This is a genomic window from Methylobacterium sp. Leaf112 (assembly GCF_001423295.1).
Taxonomy (GTDB): Bacteria; Pseudomonadota; Alphaproteobacteria; order Rhizobiales; family Beijerinckiaceae; genus Methylobacterium.
Map to the genome: position 1 here is coordinate 71,184 of NZ_LMNG01000004.1, position 23,008 is coordinate 94,191.

Genomic DNA, 23,008 nt, shown 5'->3' on the forward strand with positions numbered 1-23,008 from the left:
CGCATGCGCCGGGCGGGATGGTGACGCGACGCGGTGCCTCTATATACGTCCTGAAAGGCTTGGTCCCGGCGCGGATGCCGCATCGGCCCGGGTCCGAAGATCCTCCGTTCCCGGGATCCCTTGATACCGAGTTCCCGTCATCCCCGGATCACAGCATCACAGGCGAGCCCATGTCCGGAACCACCCGCACCAGCGCGGACCTCGATCCACGCCGCCGCCGCACCCTCTTCCGCGCCTGGCATCGCGGCATCCGCGAGATGGACCTCATCATGGGCCGTTTCGCCGATGCCGAGATCGGCACCCTGACGGAGGAGGAACTGACCCTGTTCGAGGCGCTCATTGAGGTGCCGGACCGCGACCTGTTCCGCTGGCTCACGGGCGAGGACGAGACGCCGCAGAACTACGATACCCCCGTGTACCGCCGCCTCAAGGCGTTCCATAAGCACGACGCGCCGATTCACTAGACACCGCGCGACCGCACGGGACCGTCCGACGCCCTCGATCCCCCCTACGGGGAGGGATGCCGCGTTGCGCCTCGCCCACCGAACGAGTTCAGACACCCGACCCGATGGCAAAACCCCAACCCAAAGCCCCCGCGCCCGCCCCGAAGCCCCCCGTGGCGCGCTTCGCCCTGCCGAAATCCGGGCCCCTGGCCCGCGCGCTGGAGGCGCTCAAGCGTGGCGACAGCCCGACGCTCGCCAACGTGCCGGAAGGGTTCGACGCCGTCGTGGTGGCGGATCTCGCCCGGGCGCTGAGCCGCGACGTCGAGGGGCCGGCGGTCCTCGTCCACGTCGCGCGCGATTCCGGCCGCGCGGCGGCCTTCGTCAACGCCCTGAAGTTCGTCGCCCCCGAGATCGAGGCCATGAGCGTCCCGGCCTGGGACTGCCAGCCCTACGACCGCGTCTCGCCCAACGCCGCCATCGCGGCTCAGCGCATGACCGCCCTGTCGCGGCTCTCCCGCTCGCGCTCATCGGAGGAGCAGCCGCGCATCCTGTGCACCACGGTCAATGCTTTGATTCAGAAGGTGCCGCCCAGAGAGAAGATCGCCGTCGAGACCTTCTCGGCCGCCATCGGCAACGTGGTGCCCATGGATCAGGTCACCGCCTGGGTCGAGGCCAACGGCTTCTTGCGCACGGGGACGGTGCGGGACACCGGCGAGTACGCCGTGCGCGGCGGCATCCTCGACCTGTCGCCGCCCGGCCTGCCCAACCCGATCCGCCTCGACTTCTTCGGCGACACCCTCGAATCGATCCGCGCCTTCGACCCCGAGACCCAGCGCACCATCGGGCAGCTGCGCTCCCTCGACCTCGTCCCCATGAGCGAGGTCCAGCTCACCACGGAGACGATCCGGCGCTTCCGCCAGGGCTACATCGGAAGCTTCGGTGCCGCGACCCGTGACGACCGTCTCTACGAGACCATCAGCGAGGGCCGGCGCTACGCCGGCCTCGAGCACTGGATGCCGCTGTTCTACGACCATCTCGACACCCTGTTCGACTACGTCGCCGGCGTGCCCCTGGTGTTCGACGCGCAGGTCGACGAGGCCGCCACCGAGCGCCTCACCCTGATCCGCGACTATTACGATGCCCGCGCCGAGGCGGTGAAGGCCCCGTCCCCGGGGGTCGCGCCCTACAAGCCCCTCAAGCCCTCGGCCCTGTACCTGACGCCCAACGAGTGGCGCGACCGGGTGGCGGCGGCAGCGATCGCCCGGCTCTCGCCCTTCACGATGCCGGAAACCCCGGAGCGCCTGACCATCGATTGCGAGGGTCGGCAAGGCCGCACCTTCGCGGCCGAGCGCGCCGACGAATCGGCCAGCGTGTTCGATGCAGCGGTGGCGCACGTCAAGGACCTGCAGGGATCCGGTCATCACGTGATCCTTGGATCCTGGTCCGATGGCTCGCGCGACCGCCTGTGCAGCGTGCTCTCCGACCATGGGCTCAAGAAGCCCATCGCCATCAACACCCTGACGGCGGTGAACGCACTCAAGCGCGGCACCGACGTGGCGGTGGCGGTGTGGGGCCTGGAGAGCGGCTTTACCGTCGACAAGCTCGCGGTGATCTCGGAAGGCGACATCCTCGGCGACCGGCTGGTGCGCCAGAAGCGCAAGGCCAAGCGCCCGCAGGACATCATCCTCGAAGTCCAGGCGCTCCAGGCCGGCGACCTCGTGGTCCATGCCGACCACGGCATCGGCCGGTTCGTCGGCCTGAAGACGGTGACGGCCGCGGGGGCACCGCACGATTGCCTCGAGATCCAGTATGCGGGCGGCTTGCTGCTCCTGCCCGTGGAGAACATCGAGCTTCTGACCCGCTACGGCTCGGAGGATGCGGAGGTCGCCCTCGATCGTCTCGGCGGCGGCGCCTGGCAGGCCCGCAAGGCCAAGATGAAGAAGCGCATCCTCGAGATGGCGGGCCAGCTCATCCGGGTCGCGGCCGAGCGCTTCGTGCGCCAGGCCCCACGCCTGCACGCGCCGGAAGGCCTCACCGACGAGTTCGCGGCGCGCTTCGCCTTCAACGAGACCGAGGACCAGGCCAACGCCATCGACGCGGTGCTCACCGACCTCAACGCCGGCCGGCCCATGGACCGGCTGGTGTGCGGCGACGTCGGCTTCGGCAAGACCGAGGTGGCCCTGCGTGCGGCCTTCGCCGGCGCCATGGGCGGCAAGCAGGTGGCGGTGGTGGTGCCCACCACGCTCCTAGCGCGCCAGCACTACCGGACCTTCGCCGAGCGCTTCAAAGGCCTGCCCGTCGAGGTCGCCCAGATGTCGCGCTTCGTCTCCAACACCGAGATGAAGCGGGTGCGCGACGGTCTCACCGCCGGCACCGTCGACATCGTCATCGGCACCCACGCGCTGCTGGCCAAGAACGTGGCGTTCAAGGATCTCGGACTCATCATCGTCGACGAGGAGCAGCATTTCGGCGTGGCCCACAAGGAGCGCCTCAAGGCGCTCCAGGCCGACGTGCACGTGCTCACCCTCTCGGCGACGCCGATCCCCCGCACCCTGCAGCTCGCCATGACGGGGGTCCGCGAACTCTCCATCATCGCGACGCCGCCGGTGGACCGCCTCGCCGTGCGCACCTCCGTGACGCCGTTCGATCCGCTGCTGATCCGGGAGGCGCTGCTGCGCGAGCGCTATCGCGGCGGCCAGTCGTTCTACGTGGTGCCACGCATCGAGGATCTGGCCGAGGTCAAGAAATTCCTCGACACCGAGATGCCCGAGACGACCGTGGCAGTCGCCCATGGCCAGATGGCGGCGGGCCAGCTCGAGGACGTGATGACGGCGTTCTACGAGGGCAAGTACGATGTTCTGCTCTCGACGACCATCGTCGAATCCGGCCTCGACATTCCGACGGCCAACACGCTGATCGTGCACCGGGCCGACATGTTCGGCCTCGCCCAGCTGTACCAGCTGCGCGGCCGCGTCGGGCGCGCCAAGGCCCGGGCCTACGCGCTGTTCACGACGCCGGCCAACCGCACCCTGACGGTGCAGGCCGACAAGCGCCTGAAGGTGCTCCAGACCCTCGACACCTTGGGCGCCGGCTTCCAGCTCGCCTCCCACGACCTCGACATCCGCGGCGCCGGCAATCTGCTGGGTGACGCCCAGTCGGGACACATCAAGGAGGTCGGCTACGAGCTTTACCAGCAGATGCTGGAGGATGCCGTCACCGCGCTCAAGGCCGGCATCGAGGAGCCGGTGGAGGAGGCCTGGTCACCCACCATCGCGCTGGGCGCCCCGGTCACCATCCCGGAGGACTACGTCGAGGATCTCACCGTGCGGCTCGGCCTTTACCGCCGGCTCTCGACCCTCGAGAACGATGCCGAGATGGAAAGCTTCGGCGCCGAACTCATCGATCGGTTCGGGCCGCTGCCGCCAGAGGTGGAGCAGCTCCTCAAGATCGTCACCATCAAGATCCTGTGTCGCGACTGCAACGTCGAGAAGGTCGAGGCCGGCCCAAAGGGCGCCGTGGTGCATTTCCGCGACCGGTCGTTCGCCAACCCGCAGGGCCTCGTCGCCTACGTCGCCGGCCAAGCGTCCTTCGCCAAGGTGCGTCCGGACATGAGCATCGTGTTCATCCGCGACCTCGACTCGATCCCCGAGCGCCTCAAGATCACCACCACGATCCTGCGTGAATTGTCGAAGATCGCACGCGTCAAGAAGGCGAAGGCGGCCTGAACGAGAAACGGACGCGCTTTGCAGCGCGCCCGTCGAACCTGATTTCGTGAATTCTATAGATGGCTTACGGGCGAAAGCTCACGTTCTTTCTCAGAACCGAATCGCCCGGACCGCTTTGTGGTGGCCTCTAGAGATCGGGCTCGTTGAGCACGTAGGGGCCGATCTCGCTCTGCAGATCGATGCGGGTTCCGGCTTGGCCGGCCATGAGCTCATCCACGACGATGACCGGGATGCCGGCATGGCGCATCTGCTCGCGCAAGCGCTCGGACAGCAACGCATAGGCCGGATCGCGCGAAGAGACCTGCAGCAGGATGGCAGCCGGGCGCGCGATAACCGCGAGCACGTCCTGTGCCGCCTCCAGGGAGGCGGTGACGCTGGCATAGCCGAGCTCCGCGAGCTCCGCAGCCAGCGATCGGTCGATGGCCCGACGGCCATCATCGACAACGAGAACCTGTTGCAGCGCACCCATGAGCGTCAGCGGTAGTCCATCCATCGTCCCTTGGGAAGGGACCCGTGTGACAACACACACAGCGACGATTGGTTCGCCGACATGAAAACATGGTTTTCACATCATGGGACGGGAGCCCGACGGCAACGAACCAGAACCGCCCTTCATGCGGGGCTTGCGGATCTCGTGGCAAACTATTGCTGAAAAGGGTATTTTTGAAATTCAGATGATTCGATTGACTGGGATCCGGCTTGATCTCGATTTTATGACGTGACGCGATCGATTTGGTGACGCGCTCGCGTGCGATGCCTCAGTGATCCTCGACGCCCATGGCACGGTCGCCGGCGACGAGCACGCGAAACGGTGAGGGCAGCCACCCATCCGCGAAATCCGGTTGGGGAATGCCGCGTTGCAGCGGCCCCGCGTGACAGGCGAGTCCCCGAAAGGCGAGGGCGCCATCGGGGTCGCGGCGCAGGCTCATCAGGATGGACCGGGGATCGGCCCGTTCGGGAGCCGCCAACGTGAGGGTGACATCGTTGTCACGGCGTGCGCCGGTGAGCAGGGCGATCTCCTCGAAGGCGACCACGTCGATCACCGGAATCGCGTCCGGACGGGAGGACAGGCGGCGCTGGGGGAAGCGGCTCGGCGTGCGGTGCACGAGTACGAGACTGGCAAGGGTCGCAGGCAGGTGGCTCGCGGCGAAGTTGGCCTCCAAGGCCGCCGGCACCACAAGGTGGGTCGCCACCGGGCGCGCCAGGGCCTCGGCGAATCCCGCCGCCTCGAACATCGGCATCGCCTCGAAGGTCGCGCCGGCCACGAGGGCGGCACCGAGACCCGTGACGAGCCCGCGCAGGTCGCTGCCGGGCAGGAGTGTGAGGAGACGCTCGCCCGGCGCCATCCGGGCGGTGATCCCATGCACTGCGATGGCGGCCGCCAGGGCATCGGCGCTGCGGTGGATCGGGCAGGCGGGATCGCCCCCGGCGAAGCTGACCAAGCCGCCGGGTCCCGGGGCGAACGGGCCACCGGACTGGTCGAGCACCATGGCATCGAGGTTGATGACGCCGTCGGGCACGTCCGGCCCGAAGGCGGCGAGGTAGCGCAGGCCGAAATACCGGGCGGCCACCCGGCGCAGGCGCTCGGCCGGATGGGTCGCGCCGAAGCGGGCCTGGGTCAGGACCGCGCTGATGCCGGCGGACTGAACGGCGAGGACGAGGCCGTCCTCGTCCAGAGCTGCGGGCAGGAGGGCCGGAACGTGCCCGGCCGCTTCCACCGCGAGGATGGCGAGGGCTCCCTCGATAGCGTCCGGCAGGGCGATCCCGATCCGGCTCTCCGCCGGAAGCCGCCAGCCGCGGAGGCCGTTGGCGAGGCGAGCCACGATCTCGGCAGCGGCGGCGTAGGTCCAGACGATGGATTGGCGTCCACTCCGGCGGTGCTTATCCGGCGAATCGACGAAGGCGATCCGTTGCGGGTGGGCATGGGCCGTGGCGGCCAGCAGGCTGCACAGGCGCTGGCCGCGCAAGAGGGGGTCGCGCGGCGCGGCGGTCGCATCGCCCGCGGACCTCGGGAGGCTCAGCAGGGCGGGACGGGGCGAGGCCGGAGCGCGCGGCGCGGCAGCGCCGGTCGCGAAGCCCGGTGAAGGGGATGAGATGGCTGGCTGCGCCGACACGTGCGCTTGAACTCCCGATGCCCCACGTTCATGAACCCTTAGGGTTAAGCGCGCCTTAAACCGCCCTGCCCGAACGGCCCGAACGGGGCAGGTGTCATGTCTTCGCCGCATTCCCTGAGGAAAGCAGGCGCGCAATCGTTCAGGCGGGATCGGGACACACCCGATCTGCCGGCGCTGGGCCGCCAAGCCGGTGCGCGGGTCCTAGTCCGTCGTCACCGTGTCGCTTCGCGTCCAAACGCCCACCGGGACCTCGCGTCCCGGCCGCGCCTCCCATACAAGTCCGTCGATTTCCAGATTCCAAGGGGCCAGACCTGATGTCCTTCGCCAACCGTCCCGCGCGCCCGCTGCGCATCGCCGCGTTCCTTGCCCTGGCGGGTCTTGCCGGACCGGCCCTCGCGCAGGCTCCGAAGCCGAAGCCGGGCGCGCCTGCGCCGACGGCCCCTGCCCCGACGGCACCGGCCGCTCCCGCGGGCGGCGGCATGGCGCAGCAGCAGACCGGTCCCCAAACCGTCAACGTGAAGTCCGAGCCGTCCCAGACCGAGTGGACCAAGGTCTGCGGCAAGGACCAGGCGAGCGCAACGGACGTTTGCTACACCACCCGCGACTTCGTCTCCGATCAGGGCCAGCCGGTCCTCGCCGTCGCCGTCTACGACATGAAGAACGCCCAGCAGAACGTACGCGTGGTGCGCTACCTGCTGCCGCTGGGCTTGCTGCTGCAGCCGGGCATCCGCTTCACCGTCGACGGTCAGCAGGGCACGCCGGGCAAGTTCGCCGTCTGCTTCCCCAATGGCTGCTTCGCCGAGGCCGGCGGCGTCGGCAACGACGTCGTCAACGCGATGAAGAAGGGCACCACCCTCAACGTCAGCGTCCAGAACCAGACCCAGCGCGAGGTCACCTTCGCGGTGCCGCTCGCCGGCTTCGGCAAGGCCTTCGACGGCCCCGCCATCGACCCGAAGGTGCTGGAAGAGCAGCAGAAGAAGCTCCAGTCCGAGCTGGAGAAGCGCAGCGACGACATGCGCAAGAAACTCGAGCAGCAGAACGCCACCGGTGGTGCGGCTGCCCCGGCTCCGGCCGCCGCGCCCAAGCCCTGAGAGCGATCGGATCGCGGCCACGCCGCGATCCACTGGGATTCGAAACGAGAAAGGCCGGGCGAAGGATCGCCCGGCCTTTCTCGTTTCGGGCGCTTTCGAACTTGCGGTCAGTTCGCCTGGGACGTCCGCATCCGGTAGGTGCCCTCCGCATCGCGCTCGAACACCTCGGCGATGCCGGTGTGGCGCAGGGCTTCGCCGGAGGTATCCGGCACGAGGTTCTGCTCGGAGACGTAGGCGACGTACTCGCTCTCGGCGTTCTCGGCGAGCAGGTGATAGAACGGCTGGTCCTTGCGCGGCCGAACCTCCTCGGGAATCGCCAGCCACCATTCCTCGGTGTTGTCGAACACCGGATCGACATCGAACACGATGCCGCGGAACGGATAGATCCGGTGCCGGACCACGGCGCCTAAGCCGAACTTGGCGGTTCTCATTTCGGGCGCGGCGGAAATCGTATCGCTCATCCCCGTCAGATAAGCCGGCCCGCCGCGGTTGTCATCGGCGACGATGCCGCCGACGACAACCGACGCCTTCAGGTCAGACCGTAGGTCTTGGCGAGTTCCGGGTCCTTGTCGGCCACGAGGCGGGCGAGATCGACGATGACCTTCGCCTGCTTCCAGGTGGCGTCGTCCTGCATCTTGCCGTCCAGCATCACCGCACCGGTGCCGTCGGGCATCGCCTCGACGATGCGCACCGCGAAGGCGACCTCCGCCGGATCGGGCGCGAACACGCGCTTGGCGATGGCGACCTGGTTCGGGTGCAGTGTCCAGGCCCCGGCGCAGCCCATGAGGAAGGCGTTGCGGAACTGAGCCTCGCAGGCGTCCCCGTCGGAGAAGTCGCCGAACGGGCCGTAGAAGGCCTTGAGGCCGTTGGCCATGCAGGCATCGACCATTTTCGCAATCGTGTAGTGCCAGAGATCCTGCTGGGCGGAGGCGCGGACGGCGCCGTCCGAAGTCGGATCGGCAATGACGCGGTAATCCGGGTGGCCGCCGCCGACGCGGGTGGTCTTCATGCCGCGGGACGCCGCGAGATCGGCGGGGCCGAGGCTCATGCCGTGCATGCGCGGCGAGGCGGAGGCGATGGCATCGACGTTGGCCACACCCTCGGCCGTCTCCAGGATGGCGTGGACGAGGATGGGCTTCTTCACGCCGTGCTTCGCCTCGATTTGGGCGAGCAGCTGGTCGACGTAGTGGATGTCCCACGGCCCTTCGACCTTGGGCACCATCACCACGTCGAGCTTGTCGCCGACCTGGGAGACGATCTCGAACAGGTCGTCGAGAATCCAAGGCGAGTTCAGGGCATTGATGCGGGTCCACAGGCCGGTGCCGGACGCGGCGAAGTCGGTGGCCCGCGCCATGGCGACGAAGCCCTTGCGCGCGGCCTCCTTCTGATCGACGGGCACGGCGTCCTCGAGGTTGCCCAGCACCACGTCGACGGTGGCGGCTAGCTCGGGCACGCGGGCGCGGACCTTGTCGTTGTGCGGCGGCACGAAGTGGATCATGCGCTCGAGCTTCACCGGAAGCTCACGGAACGGTGCGGGCGCGCCGGTGGCGAGCGGCTGGAAGAAGCGGCGGGGCAATTTCATCGGCGTCTCAGGCTCCGTGTTCTTGTGTGTCGGGGTCCCGCCCCAGCGGTTAGTTCAAGCCTGCCCCCGTCGTAAAGGTGCGCGGACACACCAAACCATTTGCCATGCGGCTGGGATGAGAGGACCATCCGGAACGAGACCCGCCGACTCACGTTCTGAGGACGAGGCGGGCACCTCGACGACGAACGAAGGACGGACCCATGTCCGGATCATCGATCAGCCGTATCGGCCTCCGGTCCACGGCGCTCGTGTGCGCGGCCGTCATCGGTCTCGGCCTCCCACAGCCGGGTTCCGCCGCCGAGCGAGGCAGGCCCCCAGAACGCACCGTCTTCACCGCCGCGGACGCCGCATCGGCGCGACCCGACGGACTTCCCGCGGGCCTGCGCATCCCCGGTGACGATCCGGCCGCCTTCGCCCGGCTCCTCGACGACGCACGGGCCGTCGCCGACCCCTGGCTGGTGCTCTCGGGCGGCGGCGAGAACGGCGCCTTCGCGGCCGGTCTCCTCAAGGGGTGGAGCGAGGCCGGCACCCGGCCGAGCTTCGGCGTGATCACGGGCGTCAGCACGGGTGCGATGATCGCCCCCTTCGCCTTCGTCGGGTCGGGCGGCGATGAAGCCTTGCACAAGGCCTACACGGACATCTCGGCCGCCGACGTCTTCGAATTCGGCGGCACCAACGAAGCCCTGACCGACACCTGGCCGCTCAAGCGGCGCATCGACCAATCGGTGACTCCGAAGCTGCTTCAGGCCATCGCGGCCGAGCACGCAAAGGGACGGCGTCTCCTCATCGCCACCACGGCGGTGGATTCCGAGCGGCCGGTGCTGTGGGACATGGGCGCCATCGCCGCGACGGGCGGCCCGAAGGCCCTCGCCCTGTTCCGGGACATCATCCTCGCGTCCTCGGCGGTGCCGGGGGTGTTTCCGCCGGTGATGGTGCAGGCCATGGCAGGGTCCAGGCCGATCCAGGAAATGCACGACGACGGCGGGACCACGGCGCCGTACTACCTCGCCCCCGAAGCGACGCTGCTCTCCGCCGACCCGGTCGCCCTGCCGACCCACCGGGTCTACCTCGTGATCAACAACACGCTTGCGCCGCACTTCCAGATGGCCTCGCGCACCACCCTGAGCGTGCTCGGCCGGTCCATGTCGGCGGCGATCAAGGCGCAGACCCGCGCGGCCCTCGCGCTTAGCCGAGGGTTCGCCCAGCGCACGGGCCTCGACCTTCGTGTCGCCGAAATCGACGGGCGCTTCACCCGGACGAGCACGGTGCCCTTCGACCAGACCTACATGAGGGCGCTGTTCGCCCACGGCGAGGCCCTGGGACGGGCCGGCACGGCGTTCACCGGGGAGGGCATCGACGCCGTTCGCCCGACGGTCTCGCGACCGGGGGCGACGGAGCCGCAGCACACGTCCTCGGGCCACGCCGTCAAAGATTTGGCCCGGCGCTGAACGTCACCGCATCAAGCTCGGGGCACCGAGACGCGGCACCACGCCCTCGCGCATGACGATCCGGCGCAAGGGTGCGATCGTCGTCATGGCGAGGAGCCCGAGGCCGCGCAGCGCGTCCACGGGCAGGAAGCCGGTGAGCAGGCTTCGGTTGAGGGTGTCCACCGCCAGGGTCCGCAGGCGCGCGTCGCGACTGCGACCCCGGGCGAACCCCGCCAGTGCCGCCCGCGAGCCCGGGTCGCGTCCGTCGCCCACCGCCTCCACGACGGCGTCCCGCAGGGCCGCCGCATCGCGCAGACCGAGGTTGAGGCCCTGCGCGCCGATGGGCGGGAAGACATGGGCCGCCTCGCCGACAAGGGCGAGGCGGGCGGAAACCGGACTCGTCAGGGCGAGGCCACGCATGGGGACGAGGCCGCGCGGCCCGTCGATCCGCATGGCCCCCAGCATCGCCTGCGCCTGGGTCTCCACGGCGCGTGCGAGCCCGGCCTCGTCGAGGGCCGCCATGGCCTGCGCCCGCCTGTCGGCCATCACCCAAACGAGGCTGGAGCGGTGGCCACCCGGCAGCGGAACCAGGGTGAACGGCCCCTGCCGCGTGTGGAACTCCGTCGAGACGTCCCGGTGAGGACGGGTGTGGGCGAGGATCGTGGTGATGGCGGCCTGCGGGTAGGACCATTCCCGGGGGACGAGACCGGCGGCAGCCCGCAGCTTCGAGCGGGCACCGTCGGCCCCGACCGCGAGGCGGGCGGACAGGCGCGTGCCGTCCGCGAGGGTGAGATCGGCGGCCTCCGCGCCCACGTGGAACTCGGCCGCGTCGCTCTCGAACAGGGTGAGGTTGGCCATGGCCCGGGCCTGCGCCCGCAGGCTCTCGACGAGCCGGGCGCTCTCGACGTTCCAGCCGAAGGCATCGAGGCCGATCTCGGTCGCGACGAAGCGGGCCGGGGGCGGCCGGAACAAGCTGCCGGTGTCGTCGACGATATGAAGCTCGGCCAGCGGGCTCGCGTGAGGAGCGATGCCCTCCCAGGCACCGAGCGCCCTGAGGAAGCGCACCGACCCGTCGAGGAGGGCCACGGTCCGCCCGTCGGCCACGGGCGCGTGCCGGCCGACGAGGGCGGTGGGGATGCCGTCGCGGGCGAGCGCCAGGGCGGCCCCGAGGCCGGCGGCCCCGGCGCCGACGACGGCCACCGCGAAGGGGGCCCCCACGCGCGAAACGGTATCAGGCGATGGGGCCACGGGGCTGTTCTCCTGGGCACGGCCCATCCGATGCGGGGATCGAAGGCAGGTGTCGACGTGGGACAGACCGGCCGATCCGTCACCCCTTACAGAGGGAGGAGCCCGGATCGGTCAAGGGACGCGATGGTGCGGGAAAACAGCGCCGGTTAGCATCCCGGGCGAGAACACCCGTCCGCCCGCGCCGGAGATGCCCGTGAACCTCGCCATCGCGCTCTTCGCGCTCGGCTTCCTCATGCTGGTGGCCTATCGCGGCTTCAGCGTCATCCTGTTCGCCCCCATCGCGGCGCTCGCGGCCGTGCTGCTCACCGATCCCTCCGCCGTGCTGCCGGTGTTCTCCGGCCTGTTCATGGAGAAGATGGTCGGCTTCGTGAAGCTGTACTTGCCCGTGTTCCTGCTGGGCGCCGTGTTCGGCAAGGTCATCGAGATGTCGGGCTTCTCGCGCTCCATCGTCACGGCGGTGATCGAGGTCGTCGGCGCCAGGCGGGCCGTCCTCTCCATCGTTCTGGTGTGCAACCTGCTCACCTATGGGGGCGTCTCGCTCTTCGTCGTGGTGTTCGCGGTCTACCCGTTCGCGGCCGAAGCGTTTCGCCTCTCCGACATCCCGAAGCGCCTGATCCCCGGCACCATCGCGCTCGGCGCGTTCTCCTACACCATGGACGCCCTGCCGGGCACGCCGCAGATCCAGAACATCATCCCGACCACCTTCTTCAACACCACCACCTGGGCGGCCCCCTGGCTCGGGCTCATCGGCGCGGCCTTCATCCTCGTCATCGGCGTCGCCTACCTGGATGCGCGCATCGCGGCGGCCAAGCGGAGGGGCGAGGGCTACGGCAGCGGCCACACCAACGAACCGGCGGTGATGGATGTCGCCGCGCGGGCGCACCCGGCCATCGCCCTCCTGCCGCTCGTGGTGGTGGGGCTCGCGAACCTCGCCTTCACGGCAGCGATCCCGCGCCTCTACGGGTCCAAGGTCGAGACGGCGCTCGCCGGCCTCGACAAGCCCATCGTGACGACGATCGCCTCGGTCACCGCCATTTGGGCCGTTGAGCTGGCGCTGCTCGCCGGCATCCTCACGGTGCTGGCTTTCGCCTGGAAGCCCGTCGCCCAGGGCTTCGCCGAGGGCAGCCGGGCGGCGGTAGCGGGTGCGCTACTGGCCGCCATGAACACCGCCTCCGAGTACGGCTTCGGCGCGGTCATCGCAGCACTCCCGGGCTTCCTCGCCATCCGCGAGGCGCTCTCGGCGATCCCGACCCCCCTGGTGAACGAGGCCGTCACCGTGACGGCGCTCGCCGGCATCACCGGTTCGGCCTCGGGCGGCTTGAGCATCGCGCTCGCAGCCATGTCGGGCACCTTCATCGCGGCGGCGCAAGGGGCCGGCATCCCCATGGAGGTGCTGCACCGGGTGGCCAGCATGGCGAGCGGGGGCATGGACACGCTGCCTCACAACGGCGCCGTGATCACGCTTCTCTCCGTCACCGGACTGACCCATCGGCAGGCCTACGCCGACATCTTCGCCATCACGGTTCTCAAGACGACGGCCGTGTTCGTGGTGATCGCAATCTACTACCTCACCGGGATCGTATGAGGCGCAGGGGCTCCGCGAACGGCTCACCCGCCGGGCAGGGGCGATGCGCCATTGCCCTTCGCAGCACACCGTCTATGTCGGCTCTGAACTGACTACCACGAGGAGCTATGCCCTATGCCGAAGGCGATCCGAGTCCACGAATACGGCGGCCCCGAGATGATGCGCTACGAGGACGTCACGGTGGCCGAGCCGGGCCCAGGGCAGATCCGCGTCCGCCAGAGCGCCATCGGCGTCAACTTCATCGACATCTACTTCCGCTCGGGCGCCTACAAGGTGCCGCAACTGCCCTTCACCCCCGGCAACGAGGGCGCCGGCACCGTGGTGTCGGTGGGCGAGGGCGTGACCGAGTTCCGGGCCGGCGAGCGCGTGGCCTACGGCTCGGCCGCCGGCACCTATGCGGAGGAGGTGGTGATCCAGGCCAGCGCCGCCGTGCATCTCGCCGACGGGGTGGAGGACACCACCGCCGCCGCGATGATGCTGAAAGGTCTCACCGCCGAGTACCTCCTGCACCGGACCTACCGGGTGAAGGCCGGCGATACGATCCTGTTTCACGCCGCCGCCGGCGGCGTCGGCCTCATCGCCTGCCAATGGGCGAAGCACCTCGGCGCCACCGTCATCGGCACCGTCGGTTCGGCCGAGAAGGCGGAACTCGCGCGGGCCAACGGCTGCGACCACGTCATCCTCTACCGCGACGAGGATTTCGCCGCCCGGGTGAAGCAGATCACCGGCGGCAAGGGCGTGCCGGTGGTCTACGATGGCGTCGGCCGCGACACCTTCCCGGCGTCCCTCGACTGCATCAGCCCGCTGGGTCTCTTCGTGAGTTTCGGCTCGGCCTCGGGTCCCGTGGACGATTTCAGCCTCGCGCTCCTCGGCCAGAAAGGCTCGCTCTACGCCACCCGCCCCTCGCTCTTCGCCCATGCGGGCAAGCGCGAGACCCTGGACGCCATGGCCAAGAACCTGTTCTCCGTGGTGGCGAGCGGCGCGGTGACGATTCCCGTCCACGCCCAGGCGAAGCTCTCGGAGGCCCCCCAAGTCCACCGCGATCTCGCCAGCCGCAAGACCACGGGCGCCACGGTGATGATCCCGTGATCCTGTCCACTCGGATCCTGTTCTCCCGGGATCGGAGGACGCCGTGATCCCCGGATCATCGGATATCCTCCTCGTCGTCGACGTGCAGGTCGATTTCTTGGCCCGCGGGGCGCTCGCCGTGCCGGACGGCGACGCGGTGATCGCCCCGATCAACCGCCTCATCGACCGGTTCGCCCACGTGGTGGTGACCCAGGACTGGCACCCGCCGGGCCACGTCTCCTTCGCCACCAGCCATCCGGGCCGGGCGGCGTTCGAGAGCGTGGTGCTCCCCTACGGCCGCCAGGTGCTGTGGCCGGAGCATTGCGTGCGGGGAACGGCCGGTGCCGCCCTCGCCCCCGGGCTTCGAGCCGAACGCGCCGAACTGGTGGTCCGCAAGGGGCACCAGTCCGATGTCGACAGCTACTCGGCGTTCCTGGAAGCCGACCGGACCACGCCCACCGGGCTCGCCGGCTACCTGCGCGAGCGCGGGTTCACCCGCGTGGTCGTGTGCGGCCTCGCCACGGATTACTGCGTCGGCTGGACTGCCCTCGATGCCCGCGCAGCGGGGTTCGAGGCCGTGGTCGTCACCGATGCCGTGAGGGGCATCGACATCGAGGGTTCGGTCGCCCGCGCCATGGCCGCCATGGCGGCGGCCGGGGTCGGTTTCGTCGAGAGCGCGGCCTACACCGCGCTGCCGTAGAGATCGTAGGCGTCCGCCCGCTCGATCTTCACGGTGACGATGTCGCCGATGCGGAGCGGGCGGCGGGAGGTGACGTGGACGTTGCCGTCGATCTCCGGCGCGTCGTATTTCGAGCGCCCCTTGGCGATGCCGCCCTCCACCGCATCGATGATGACAGGCAGGCGCTTGCCGACCCGCGCCTTCTGCAGGCGCGCGGAGACGATCTGCTGCGCCTCCATGAACCGGCGCTTGCGCTCGGCCTGGACTTCCGGCGGAACCGCGTCACCGAGTTCGTTGGCGGGCGCGCCCTTCACCGGCTCGTAGGCGAAGCAGCCGACGCGCTCGAGTTTCGCCTCCTTGATCCAGGCGAGCAGTTCCTCGAACTCGGTCTCGGTCTCGCCGGGAAATCCGACGATGAAGGTCGAGCGGATGGCGAGATCCGGGCAGATCTCGCGCCAGCGCCGGATGCGCTCCAGTTGCTTCTCCTGGTTGCCCGGCCGGCGCATGCGCTTGAGCACGGAGGGTGAGGCGTGCTGCAGCGGCATGTCGAGATAGGGCAGGATCTTGCCCTCGGCCATCAGGGGGATGACGTCGTCCACGTGCGGGTAGGGATAGACGTAGTGCATCCGCACCCAGGCCCCGAGCTCGCCGAGCTCGGCGGCGAGATCGTAGAACTTCGCCCGGACCTCGCGGCCCTGCCACAGGCTCGTGGCGTAGCGGATGTCGACGCCGTACGCGGAGGTGTCCTGCGAGACCACCAGCAGTTCCTTGACGCCGGCTTTGACCAGTTTTTCCGCCTCGCGCAGCACGTCGCCCGCAGGTCGGCTGACGAGGTCGCCGCGTAGGGACGGGATGATGCAGAAGGTGCAGCGATTGTTGCAACCCTCTGAAATCTTGAGGTAAGCGTAGTGGCGCGGGGTGAGCTTCACACCCTGCGGCGGCACGAGGTCGAGGAACGGGTCGTGGGCCGGAGGCACCGCCTCGTGCACCGCCGCCACCACGGATTCGTAGGCCTGCGGGCCGGTGACGGCCAAGAGGTTCGGGTACTTCTCGCGAATTTCCTCGGGCTGCGCGCCCATGCAGCCGGTGACGATGACCCGGCCGTTCTCCGCCATGGCGTCGCCGATGGCCGAGAGCGATTCGGCCTTCGCCGAATCGAGGAAGCCGCAGGTGTTGACGATGACGACATCCGCCCCGTCGTGGCGCCGGGCGAGTTCGTAGCCCTCCGCCCGCAGGTGGGTGAGGATGCGCTCGGAATCCACCAGCGCCTTGGGGCAGCCCAGCGACACGAACGAAATCTTGGGCGCGGCCTTCGAAGACGCCGGCGGCAGCAGGGGTGAAGCGGTCATGGGCACTCGTCGGGCGCGGTCGAACGAGTGTCGAACGGCCGGTGATTCGAGGAAATCGGGTGAGTTGACAACTCTATAGCCGCATCCGGGCCGGCTTGCGAGCCTCACCGTTTCGGGCGCGCCATGCATCGCGACCGCTTCCCCGGCGGCCAAGCGCGTGCCAACTCAGAAAAACCCGGAATCCTTGCCGCAGGGCAGGGCGGGTATCCCATTGCCGCGTGACTCTCTAAGCCCCCATCATCATGTGGACCGCAGACATCCCGTTCGTCGATCCCGTCGCGGCGGCAGAAGCCCTGGCGCACCTGCCGGGGCTCGCCTTCCTCGACAGCGCCATGCATCACCCGACCCTCGGCCGGACCTCGACCCTGGCGGCGGACCCGTTCGCCCGGTTCCGGTATCGCGACGGTCAGGCCACCCTGGACGGCGCGCCCGTGCCCGGCACCGGCCTCGACGCCCTGCGCGCCTGCCTCGCGCCCTACCGGATCGACCCGGAGCCGGGCGAACCGGGCTTCACCGGCGGGGCCATCGGCTACTTCGCCTACGATCTCGGCGGACGCCTGGAGCGGGTGGCGGCCCCGGCCCGGCGCGCGGGCCTGTGCGACGACATCGCCTTCAACCTCTACGACACGGTGCTCACCATCGACCACGAGAGCGGCACCTGCCGGCTCATGGCCACGGGCTTTCCCGAGCGAGACCCCGCCGCCCGGCAGGCCCGGGCACAGGCGCGCCTCGCCCTGTTCGCGCATTGCCTCTCCGGCGCCCGTCCGACGCCCGAGCCGGCGGCGCAGGGTCCCCTGGTCTGGCACTCCAACTTCACGAAGGGCGCCTACGAGGCCGCGGTGGAGCGGGTGCGGGACTACATCCGCGCAGGAGACATCTATCAGGCCAACATCGCCCAGCGCTTCGAGGCCAGCCTGCCGGCGGGCTTCGATGCGCTCGGTCTCTACCGCCGCCTGCGCGCCACCAACCCGGCGACCTTCGGTGCCTATCTCGCCTTCGAGACCCTACGCGTCGCCTCGAGCAGCCCCGAGCGCTTCCTCAAGCTCTCGGGGCGGGACATCGAGACCCGCCCGATCAAGGGCACGGTGCGCCGCGTCGCCGACCTGGCGGAGGATGCGCGCCTGGGGGCCGCGCTCCAGGCCGACCCCAAGGAGCGCGCCGAGAACATCATGATCGTCGACCTCCTGCGCAACGACCTCTCGCGCATCTGCGAACCGCACAGCGTGCGGGTGCCGGTCCTGTGCGGGCTCGAATCCTACGCCTCCGTCCACCATCTCGTGTCCGTGGTCACCGGAACCCTGAAGGACGGGATGGACGCCATCGACCTGATCCAGGCGACCTTCCCCGGCGGCTCCATCACCGGAGCACCGAAGCTGCGCGCCATGGACATCATCACCGAGATCGAGGGCGACGCCCGCGAACTCTATTGCGGCGCCATCGGGGCCCTGGGCTTCGACGGTAGCCTCGACACCTCCATCGCCATCCGCACGGTGGTGATGGAGGGCCACACGGCCGTGCTTCAGGCGGGCGGCGGCGTCACCCTGCTGTCCGACCCGGGCCGCGAATACGAGGAGACCCTGACCAAGGCCGCGCGGGTGTTCCAGGCGTTCGAGCCGGACGGGGAGGGCGCGCCGTGATCCTCGTCATCGACAATTACGATTCCTTCGTCTTCAACGTGGTGCGGTACTTCGAGGAACTCGGACAGACCGTGCGGGTGGTGCGCAACGACGCCGTCGATGTCGCCGGCATCCGGGCGCTCGCCCCCGAGGCGATCGTGATCTCGCCCGGCCCCTGCACGCCCACCGAGGCCGGCATCTCGCTCCCCGCCATCCGCGAGCTGTCCGGCGCGATCCCCCTGCTCGGCGTCTGCCTCGGCCACCAGGCCATCGGGGCGGCCTTCGGTGGTCGCGTCGAACGGGCAGGCCGGCCGCTCCATGGCCAGGCGACCCCCATCACCCACGGGGGGCAAGGCCTGTTCGCCGACCTGCCGAGCCCGATGCAGGTGGGACGCTACCATTCCCTCATCGTCACGCCGGAGCCCGGCATGGAAAGGTCGCTCACCGTGGACGCCGTCTCGGCCGAGGGCGAGGTGATGGCCCTGTCCCACACGCAGCATCCGACCTGGGGCATCCAGTTCCACCCGGAATCCGTGCTGACCGAGCACGGCCACGCCCTGTTCGGCAATTTTTTGGAGTTGGCCCGCGCCTGGCGCGCGGGGGAGGGGCAGGAGCGGGTGCGGTCCCATGCCGTGGTTTGACGGCGCCCTCATTGCGGGGCCGACGGCCCAGTTCGACCTCGCCGACCGGGGCCTGACCCTGGGCGACGGGGTGTTCGACACGGCGCTCGCCCGCGACGGCCGCATCGTGTTCGAGGCCGCGCATGTCGCGCGTCTGGCCGCCGCCACGCGGGCCCTCGGGTTCTTCGTCGACCCGGCGCGCATCACGCAAGCCATGCGGGCCGTGGCCGACGGGGCAGGGGAGCTGGCGGCGATCCGCACTACCGTGACCCGGGGCGCGGGACCGCGCGGCCTCGCGCCCCCGGCCGAGCCGCGCCCGGTCCTGTGGGCGAGCGCGGCGCCGCTCCCGCCCGCCCTGCCCTTCGCCTCCCTGACGCTGCATCCCACGGACATCCGCCGCAACGACACCTCGCCGGCCGCGCGCTGGAAGACGCTCGGCTACCTCGACGCCGTGCTGGCGGCGGGGGAGGCGCAGGCGGCCGGGTTCGACGAGGCCCTGTTCTGCAACACCCACGGGCGCGTCGCCTGCGCCGGCACTGGCAACCTGTTCGCGGTGTTCGGCACCCGCCTCGTCACCCCGCCCCTGTCGGAGGGCGTGCTCGCCGGCATCGTCCGCGCCGAACTTTTAGGATTGGCCCCGGGCCTCGGGCTCGTGGTCGAGGAGCGGCCCCTCGAACTCCCGGACTTCCTCGGCGCCGAGGCGGTGTTCCTCACCAATTCCCTGCGCGGGCTGGCCCCCGTGCGGGCCGTCGGCGCGACGGCGTTTGCCGAGCATCCGGCCGTCACGGCCTTGAGCGAGGCCCTGCGCGCGGCCATGCGGGCGTGACCGGGCCGCGCGATCACCGCTGGTGGCTGCGCCTCGCCCTGATGGCGGCCTACGGCTTCATCGGGATCGTGCATCTCGCCGCCCCCGACGCGTTCCTGCCGATCATGCCGGACTGGGTGCCGGCCCCGCGCCGCGTGGTGATCCTCACGGGCCTCTGCGAACTCGCCGGCGTCGCCGGCCTGATCTGGCCGCCGACCCGGCGCTGGGCCGGCATCGGGCTCGCCCTCTACGCCGTCTGCGTGTTCCCGGCCAACATCAAGCACGCGGTGGAGGGCATCCCCGTCGCCGGCCTGCCGGATTCGTGGTGGTATCACGGGCCGCGCCTCGCGTTTCAGCCGGTCTTCGTCTGGTGGGCCCTCTACGCCACCCACGTGATCGACTGGCCCCGCCGGACCAAGTGAGGGCAGGGCGTCCGTGTCCGGGATTCCGAAGGGGTCACCCCTTCGGCGGGTGTCGGGGAGAGCCCGACGAAGACCACCAGGGCTCCGCCCTGGACCAGCGAAGGGCTAGCCCTTCGCACCCTGACTCTCACCTCTTCTCGGCTCGCTTCACCGCCGTCCAGGCGGCCTCCATGGTGTCTAGGGACGCGTCGCCCAGCGTATTCCCGTCGGCCGTGAGGCGGGCCGCCATGGCGGTGAAGCGCCGCTCGAACTTCGTATTCCCTAATCTCAAGGAATATTCCGGATCGATCCCGAGATGGCGGGCGAGGTTGGCCACCGAGAACAGCAGATCGCCGACCTCCTCGATCACATCCGCCGGGGTGCCGTTGAGCATGGCGTCAGCGACCTCGTCGGTCTCCTCGCGGACCTTGGCGACGACGTCGGCCGAGTCCGACCAGTCGAAGCCGTAGGTCGCCGCCCGGGCCGAGAGTTTTTCCGCGCGGCTGAGGGCGGGCAGGGCGCGGGCGATGCCGTCGAGGGGACCCGGGTCGCGCGTCGGCCGCCCCGCCCGCTCGGCCGCCTTGATCGCCGCCCATTGCCGCTCCACCGCCGCCGGATCGCGCAAGGATGAGCCCGCCGGTACCGGGCCGCCGTCGGGGGCGAACACGTGCGGGTGGCGCCGGACCATTTTGGCGACGATGGCGTCCACCACGTCCGAGAAGGTGAAGCGCCCGGCCTCCTCGGCGATCCGGGCGTGGAACACGACTTGGAGCAGCAGGTCGCCGAGCTCGTCGCGCAGATCCGCCGCGTCGTCCCGTTCGATGGCGTCCACGACCTCGTGGGCCTCCTCCACGGCGTAGGGTGCGATGGAGGCGTGCGTCTGGGCGAGGTCCCAGGGGCAACCCGTCTCCGGGTCGCGCAGGGCCGCCATCAGGGTCAGGAGCGCGTCGATGGTCAAGGGAGACTCCGGGACGTTTGCGGCGAGGGCGAAGGAACCCATAGCCGATCCGGCCGGGGAGGGGTGAGGCTGGGGACAGATCCGGGACAGGCGGTGCGCATCCCTTCAAAAGCCCCCCAAAACCCCCTTTGCCCAGCGTGTTCGTTAAACCGAACGGCGCCCGATCCCCTTAGGAAAGGTATCAGTAAGAGATTCTCAGAGAGTCAGTTATGCAGGTTATATGAGAAGCCGAAAACATGCGTGCGCAGAAGGGGTTGAGCCCTGTTCGCGTATCGAACTCTGCGTGGTTTCGTATCGAACTCTGCGCCGGTCCGTATCGAACTCTGCGTGGGAAACGGGGGTGGGCGTATGGGATTCGGCGCATCCGCGTATTGGGTTCGGCGTGGAAACCGGATCCGGCCGGTGAACTCCGGGGATAGTTCGAAAACCGACCCCGTATCGAACTCTGCGTGCCGCCCTCGCCCGGTCCGGACGCGCGACCCGCAGGATCGAATTCACGAGTCCCGGCCGGTGGATAGCCGGGATGACGCCGTCCGCCCGTGAGACTCCCGTGCCCCGGATCGGGCATGGTCCCGTCCTCATGGCGCCGCATCGGCGCGGACGGCACGGGTTCGGGATCGCGGCTTTTGGGGATCGAGGACACATTGGCGGGCATCCGCGACGCCGATCTCCTGGCCGAGGTCGAGGCGGCGCGCGGCGGCTTCCTGTTCGCCACCATCGCGGAGACCATCCTGCACCGGCAGCGGGCGCGGGACGCCGAGGCCGCCGCCCGCGGGGCCGTCGCCGGGCGGCGGCAGGCCATGGCGCGCGACCAGCGCCGGCGCGACGCCGTGCGCGAGGTCATCGAGAACGAGCCCACGGGGCCCGAGAACCTCCAGCACATCCACTCGGTGCTGGCGCTCTGCGGCCTGCCCTACCGGGACCCCGGCGACGCCCGTGAGTTTTTTCGGGAATACGGCCGCAATTCCCTCAGTCTCCTGGCCGGACGCCTGAAGAACCCCGCCACCGGCGAGATGGAGTTCCAGGGCCTGCCCTACGGCCCCAAGGCTCGCCTCGTGCTCCTGCACCTCTGCACCGAGGCCGTGCGCCAGCGAAGCCCCACCATCGCGGTGGCCGACAGCCTGTCGGGCTTCATGAAGGAGATGGGATTCGCCGTCACCGGCGGCGAGCGCGGCACCATCCGGCAGTTCAAGGAGCAGCTGGCGCGGCTCGCCGCCTGCACCCTGCAGATCGGCCTGTGGGACGGGGCCGGCAGCGCCAGCACCCTCAACGTCCCGCCGTTCCGCCAGCTCGACCTGTGGCTGCCGCAGGGCGCCGACGGGGTGGTCTGGCAGAAGAGCGTCCAGTTCCACCAGGATTTCTACGACAATCTGATCCAGCACGCCCTGCCGGTGGACATCCGGGCCGCCCGGGCGTTCTCGGGCTCCGCGCGCAAGCTCGATCTGCTGTTCTGGGTCGGCTACCGCCTGCGCGCGCTCCAGCGCCCCCTCCGGCTCACCTGGGACAACCTGCACAGGCAGTTCGGCGCCGACAATGCCAGCATCCGCAGCTTCCGGCAGGCCTTCAAGGCGGATCTCGCCCATCTGCAGGAGGTGTTCCCGAAGCTGCCGATCCGGCTGGACGACAACGGCATGCTGCTCCAGCCGGCCGATGCCGGCGCCCTGCTGATTCCGCCGCGGGCCGGCAAGCCGGCCCGGAAGGCCGTCGCGGCCTGACGCGTCGGTGATGGAAGGCAGGGAATAATACGCATTCTCTTGTCTCCATGGAATATTCCGATAATCCTACGGGCGGGGATTAATTAGAATATTCCATGGAGTGGCGATGTTTCCGAACGAGGCCGAGATCGAAGCCGCTCTGGCTGTCCTGCGTCGACAGCGCGACGCCCTCGACCGGCAGATCGCCGACCATGCCCTCTACCTCGAACTCGGCCGCCGCCTCGGTGCGGCCTCCCGCCCATCTCCGGCGCCGACGGCCGAACCCGAGGCGCGCCCGGGCGAGGACATCGCCGCCGCCCGCCGCCACGGGCGCGCCCTGGTGGCCGCCGCCCTCGACATCCTGCACGAGGCCAACCGGCCGCTGCATGCGGGCGAGATCCTGCCCGGCCTGACGGCACGGGGTTTCGACCTGCCCGGCCACGATCCGGTGGCCGCCCTCAACACCCGCCTGTGGAAGCGCTCCGGCCCCGGTGGCCCCCTGCGGCGCCTCGGCGACGCGGTCTACGCACCCTCGGAGGAGGAGGCCGATCGGGCGTGAGCCTTCCGGTCCGGGATCCCGAAGGGGTCACCCCTTCGGCGGGT

Annotated in this window: 20 protein-coding genes; 13 read left to right on the forward strand and 7 right to left on the reverse strand. The window is 69.7% G+C overall.

The genetic code is table 11. From position 1 onward, the window contains the following. Positions 1-170: 170 nt before the first annotated feature. Together ASF52_RS03935 and mfd are read left to right on the forward strand one after the other, a co-directional pair. The gene (locus tag ASF52_RS03935; RefSeq protein ID WP_056097355.1) at positions 171-464 is read left to right on the forward strand and encodes an FAD assembly factor SdhE; all 294 of its coding nucleotides are present in this window, start codon (positions 171-173) and stop codon (positions 462-464) included. Between the two features lie 104 nt (positions 465-568). Then, complete coding sequence (mfd, locus tag ASF52_RS03940) at positions 569-4,168, forward strand: transcription-repair coupling factor (RefSeq protein WP_056167971.1); 3,600 nt, start codon at positions 569-571, stop codon at positions 4,166-4,168. A 127-nt stretch (positions 4,169-4,295) separates the two neighbouring features. Here mfd and ASF52_RS03945 read toward each other — a convergent pair whose 3' ends face one another. Further along, entirely contained in the window at positions 4,296-4,637 is a 342-nt protein-coding gene (locus ASF52_RS03945) for a hypothetical protein (protein ID WP_056167974.1), read from the reverse strand. Positions 4,638-4,926: 289 nt separating this feature from the next. Then, positions 4,927-6,135 (reverse strand): AMP-binding protein, encoded by a 1,209-nt coding sequence (locus ASF52_RS03950; RefSeq protein WP_244473688.1) that lies wholly within the window; start codon positions 6,133-6,135, stop codon positions 4,927-4,929. Between the two features lie 461 nt (positions 6,136-6,596). Between ASF52_RS03950 and ASF52_RS03955 the strand changes: the two genes are divergently transcribed. Then, positions 6,597-7,373, forward strand: coding sequence for an invasion associated locus B family protein (locus ASF52_RS03955; RefSeq protein WP_056167979.1), 777 nt, complete (start codon positions 6,597-6,599; stop codon positions 7,371-7,373). Between the two features lie 107 nt (positions 7,374-7,480). Here the strand turns inward: ASF52_RS03955 and hspQ are convergent, their stop codons facing one another. After that, positions 7,481-7,804 carry a heat shock protein HspQ gene (gene hspQ, locus ASF52_RS03960; RefSeq protein WP_443136647.1) on the reverse strand — a complete coding sequence of 108 codons (324 nt, stop codon included), beginning with the start codon at positions 7,802-7,804 and terminating at the stop codon, positions 7,481-7,483. Between the two features lie 98 nt (positions 7,805-7,902). After that, positions 7,903-8,955, reverse strand: a complete 1,053-nt coding sequence (locus ASF52_RS03965; RefSeq protein ID WP_056167993.1) for an HpcH/HpaI aldolase/citrate lyase family protein — start codon at positions 8,953-8,955, stop codon at positions 7,903-7,905. Positions 8,956-9,155: 200 nt separating this feature from the next. Between ASF52_RS03965 and ASF52_RS03970 the strand changes: the two genes are divergently transcribed. Next, the gene (locus tag ASF52_RS03970) at positions 9,156-10,403 is read left to right on the forward strand and encodes a patatin-like phospholipase family protein (protein WP_082515180.1); all 1,248 of its coding nucleotides are present in this window, start codon (positions 9,156-9,158) and stop codon (positions 10,401-10,403) included. Positions 10,404-10,406: 3 nt separating this feature from the next. On the opposite strand, the gene ASF52_RS03975 is transcribed toward ASF52_RS03970, so the two are convergent. After that, complete coding sequence (locus ASF52_RS03975; RefSeq protein WP_082515181.1) at positions 10,407-11,657, reverse strand: FAD-dependent monooxygenase; 1,251 nt, start codon at positions 11,655-11,657, stop codon at positions 10,407-10,409. Positions 11,658-11,823: 166 nt separating this feature from the next. On the opposite strand from ASF52_RS03975, the gene ASF52_RS03980 reads away from it, so the two are divergent. From ASF52_RS03980 to pncA, 3 genes are all read left to right on the forward strand, one after another. Then, on the forward strand, positions 11,824-13,215 hold the full coding sequence (locus ASF52_RS03980) for a GntP family permease (protein WP_056168121.1): 1,392 nt from the start codon (positions 11,824-11,826) through the stop codon (positions 13,213-13,215). Positions 13,216-13,329: 114 nt separating this feature from the next. Continuing rightward, positions 13,330-14,304, forward strand: a complete 975-nt coding sequence (locus ASF52_RS03985; protein WP_056167996.1) for a quinone oxidoreductase family protein — start codon at positions 13,330-13,332, stop codon at positions 14,302-14,304. 43 nt (positions 14,305-14,347) lie between these two features. Then, positions 14,348-14,983, forward strand: coding sequence for a bifunctional nicotinamidase/pyrazinamidase (gene pncA, locus ASF52_RS03990; RefSeq protein ID WP_056167998.1), 636 nt, complete (start codon positions 14,348-14,350; stop codon positions 14,981-14,983). Here pncA and rimO read toward each other — a convergent pair. After that, positions 14,965-16,311, reverse strand: a complete 1,347-nt coding sequence (gene rimO, locus ASF52_RS03995) for a 30S ribosomal protein S12 methylthiotransferase RimO (RefSeq protein WP_056168001.1) — start codon at positions 16,309-16,311, stop codon at positions 14,965-14,967. The genes pncA and rimO overlap by 19 nt on opposite strands. Positions 16,312-16,553: 242 nt before the next feature. On the opposite strand from rimO, the gene pabB reads away from it, so the two are divergent. Genes pabB through ASF52_RS04015 form a run of 4 tightly spaced genes read left to right on the forward strand, consistent with a single transcriptional unit; the run spans position 16,554 to position 19,774 of the window. Next, positions 16,554-17,948 (forward strand): aminodeoxychorismate synthase component I, encoded by a 1,395-nt coding sequence (gene pabB, locus ASF52_RS04000; protein ID WP_056168003.1) that lies wholly within the window; start codon positions 16,554-16,556, stop codon positions 17,946-17,948. Next, the gene (locus ASF52_RS04005; RefSeq protein ID WP_056168006.1) at positions 17,945-18,568 is read left to right on the forward strand and encodes an anthranilate synthase component II; all 624 of its coding nucleotides are present in this window, start codon (positions 17,945-17,947) and stop codon (positions 18,566-18,568) included. Before pabB ends, ASF52_RS04005 begins: the two co-directional genes overlap by 4 nt. Further along, positions 18,555-19,373, forward strand: a complete 819-nt coding sequence (locus tag ASF52_RS04010; RefSeq protein ID WP_056168012.1) for an aminotransferase class IV — start codon at positions 18,555-18,557, stop codon at positions 19,371-19,373. Before ASF52_RS04005 ends, ASF52_RS04010 begins: the two co-directional genes overlap by 14 nt. A 41-nt stretch (positions 19,374-19,414) precedes the next feature. Then, positions 19,415-19,774, forward strand: coding sequence for a DoxX family protein (locus ASF52_RS04015; RefSeq protein WP_056168124.1), 360 nt, complete (start codon positions 19,415-19,417; stop codon positions 19,772-19,774). Positions 19,775-19,901: 127 nt separating this feature from the next. On the opposite strand, the gene mazG is transcribed toward ASF52_RS04015, so the two are convergent. Further along, positions 19,902-20,753, reverse strand: coding sequence for a nucleoside triphosphate pyrophosphohydrolase (gene mazG, locus ASF52_RS04020; protein ID WP_056168015.1), 852 nt, complete (start codon positions 20,751-20,753; stop codon positions 19,902-19,904). Between the two features lie 584 nt (positions 20,754-21,337). On the opposite strand from mazG, the gene ASF52_RS04025 reads away from it, so the two are divergent. Together ASF52_RS04025 and ASF52_RS04030 are read left to right on the forward strand one after the other, a co-directional pair. Continuing rightward, on the forward strand, positions 21,338-22,426 hold the full coding sequence (locus ASF52_RS04025; RefSeq protein ID WP_443136648.1) for a replication protein RepA: 1,089 nt from the start codon (positions 21,338-21,340) through the stop codon (positions 22,424-22,426). 106 nt (positions 22,427-22,532) lie between these two features. Further along, positions 22,533-22,964, forward strand: a complete 432-nt coding sequence (locus ASF52_RS04030; protein WP_056168020.1) for a hypothetical protein — start codon at positions 22,533-22,535, stop codon at positions 22,962-22,964. Positions 22,965-23,008: the final 44 nt, after the last annotated feature.

Bases quoted from the DNA above. Each gene is read 5' to 3' on its own strand.
- ASF52_RS03935 (WP_056097355.1), top strand. From the start codon at position 171: ATGTCCGGAACCACCCGCACCAGCGCGGACCTCGATCCACGCCGCCGC.
- mfd (WP_056167971.1), top strand. From the start codon at position 569: ATGGCAAAACCCCAACCCAAAGCCCCCGCGCCCGCCCCGAAGCCCCCC.
- ASF52_RS03945 (WP_056167974.1), bottom strand. From the start codon at position 4,637: ATGGGTGCGCTGCAACAGGTTCTCGTTGTCGATGATGGCCGTCGGGCC.
- ASF52_RS03955 (WP_056167979.1), top strand. From the start codon at position 6,597: ATGTCCTTCGCCAACCGTCCCGCGCGCCCGCTGCGCATCGCCGCGTTC.
- hspQ (WP_443136647.1), bottom strand. From the start codon at position 7,804: ATGAGAACCGCCAAGTTCGGCTTAGGCGCCGTGGTCCGGCACCGGATC.
- ASF52_RS03965 (WP_056167993.1), bottom strand. From the start codon at position 8,955: ATGAAATTGCCCCGCCGCTTCTTCCAGCCGCTCGCCACCGGCGCGCCC.
- ASF52_RS03970 (WP_082515180.1), top strand. From the start codon at position 9,156: ATGTCCGGATCATCGATCAGCCGTATCGGCCTCCGGTCCACGGCGCTC.
- ASF52_RS03975 (WP_082515181.1), bottom strand. From the start codon at position 11,657: ATGGGCCGTGCCCAGGAGAACAGCCCCGTGGCCCCATCGCCTGATACC.
- ASF52_RS03985 (WP_056167996.1), top strand. From the start codon at position 13,330: ATGCCGAAGGCGATCCGAGTCCACGAATACGGCGGCCCCGAGATGATG.
- rimO (WP_056168001.1), bottom strand. From the start codon at position 16,311: ATGACCGCTTCACCCCTGCTGCCGCCGGCGTCTTCGAAGGCCGCGCCC.
- pabB (WP_056168003.1), top strand. From the start codon at position 16,554: ATGTGGACCGCAGACATCCCGTTCGTCGATCCCGTCGCGGCGGCAGAA.
- ASF52_RS04010 (WP_056168012.1), top strand. From the start codon at position 18,555: ATGCCGTGGTTTGACGGCGCCCTCATTGCGGGGCCGACGGCCCAGTTC.
- ASF52_RS04015 (WP_056168124.1), top strand. From the start codon at position 19,415: ATGGCGGCCTACGGCTTCATCGGGATCGTGCATCTCGCCGCCCCCGAC.
- mazG (WP_056168015.1), bottom strand. From the start codon at position 20,753: ATGGGTTCCTTCGCCCTCGCCGCAAACGTCCCGGAGTCTCCCTTGACC.
- ASF52_RS04030 (WP_056168020.1), top strand. From the start codon at position 22,533: ATGTTTCCGAACGAGGCCGAGATCGAAGCCGCTCTGGCTGTCCTGCGT.